Below are 1,721 nucleotides of genomic sequence, written 5' to 3'. Positions count from 1 at the left end.
CCTTCTCCACCGAGTTCTCGATCAGGCCCTTGATCTCCTTGGCCGCATTGGCCGAGCGCTGGGCCAGCGTACGCACTTCGCTGGCGACGACGGCGAAGCCGCGCCCCTGTTCGCCCGCACGCGCGGCTTCCACCGCGGCATTGAGCGCCAGGATGTTGGTCTGGAAGGCGATGCCGTCGATGACCGAGATGATCTCGGCGATCTTCCGCGACGACTGCTCGATGTCGGTCATGGTGGCGACGACCTTGCCGATCACCTCGCCTCCCTGCGACGCGACGCCGGCCGCGGTGATCGAGAACTGGTTGGCCTGGCGGGCCGATTCKGCGTTCTGGCGCACGGTGGAGGTCAGTTCCTCCATGGATGCGGCGGTTTCTTCCAGGTTGGCGGCCTGCTGTTCGGTGCGACGCGACAGGTCCAGGTTGCCCGCCGCGATCTCGCCGGCCGCGACGTCGATGCGGCCAGAGGCTTCCTGGATGCGCCCGACGATGTCGGTCAGCTGGGCGACCGTCGCATTGGCGTCGTCGCGCATGCGGGCGAACACGCCGTGGAAATCGCCTTCCATGCGGGCGGTGAGGTCGCCGCGGGCGATGGCCTGCAGGAGCTCGGAAACTTCGGCCAGGTTGCCGTCGGTCGTTTCCATCAGCCGGTTCAGGCCGTCGATCATGTCGCGGAAGTCGTACTGGTACTTGTCCACGTCGCCGCGCTGGCTGAAGTCGCCGGACGAGGCCGCCGTGGCCAGGCGCTTGATCTCGCCGTTGATGGCCGACAGGTTGGCCTTGGTGGCGTCCATGGTGTCGGTCAGCACGGCCTTCTCCCCGGGCAGGCGATCCATGTCCACCGAGAGGTCGCCGACCGAGTAGCGCTGCATGATCTCGATCAGGCGCATCTTCACCGCGACATGCGCGCCGACCAGCGTGTTGGTATCGCGCACCATGCGTCCGTACTCGCCGGGAAAGGCGCTGTCGTCGATGCGGAAGCTGATCTGGCCCTCGTCGTGGCGGCGTGTCATCTCGGTCTGCGCGGCGATCACCGACACCACCTGCGTCTGCATCAGCCCCATGGCGGCGAGCAACTGGCCGACTTCGTCCTGGCGGGAGGTGTCGATCCGGCCGTCGAGCCGGCCCGCGGCGACATCCTCGGCGATCGCAACGGCCGAGCGCAACGGTCGCGACACCACGCGGCGCACGCCGATCGCGGTGAGCACTCCGATTACCGCCAGCGCCAGCACGGACAGGCCCACGATGGCGATCGTCAGCGCATGGCTGGAGGCGAGCACGGTTTCGCGCGGCTCCACGGCGACCAAGGCCCATTTCCACGGAGCGAACCGTTTGACCGCAACCAGTGCAGGCACCGCTTCATCGCCGGACGCGGGGGCGATGTCGAGCACGGCATGCCCATGGTCCTGGTCCAGCAGGGCCTTCATCGCCGGGACCGAGTCGGGACCGACCACGGCGGTGTACGGCGATTCCTGATCGGACGGGTGTGCCGCCAGCATGCCGTTGTGTTCGCCTTCCGCGAGGTCGACCACGAAGAAGTAGCCCGCTTCGCCCAGCCGCGTGGTGCGCAGCTTGTCCTTCAGTGCGGCCAGGCCGTCACCGTAGTTCTGGCCGACGAACAGGATGCCGACGGTCTTGCCTTCGGCATCCTGCAGGGGCTCGTAATGGGTCATGTAGTCGCGGCCGAACAGGCGCGCGCGACCGGTATAGGGCTTGTCGCTTGTC

The 1,721-nt window shown here is 67.5% G+C and carries 1 protein-coding gene; it reads right to left on the bottom strand.

All coding sequences use genetic code 11. The annotated features are described in order from the left end of the window. On the bottom strand, positions 1–1,669 hold a 1,669-nt coding region (locus AC04L7_RS18060), incomplete at its 3' end, for a methyl-accepting chemotaxis protein (protein ID WP_475513616.1). Positions 1,670–1,721 lie beyond the last annotated feature (52 nt).

Source organism: Pseudoxanthomonas sp. LjRoot204_2, from assembly GCF_056175765.1.
Note: the sequence above shows the minus strand (reverse complement) of the source record. Positions and strands in the feature narration are given on the sequence as shown.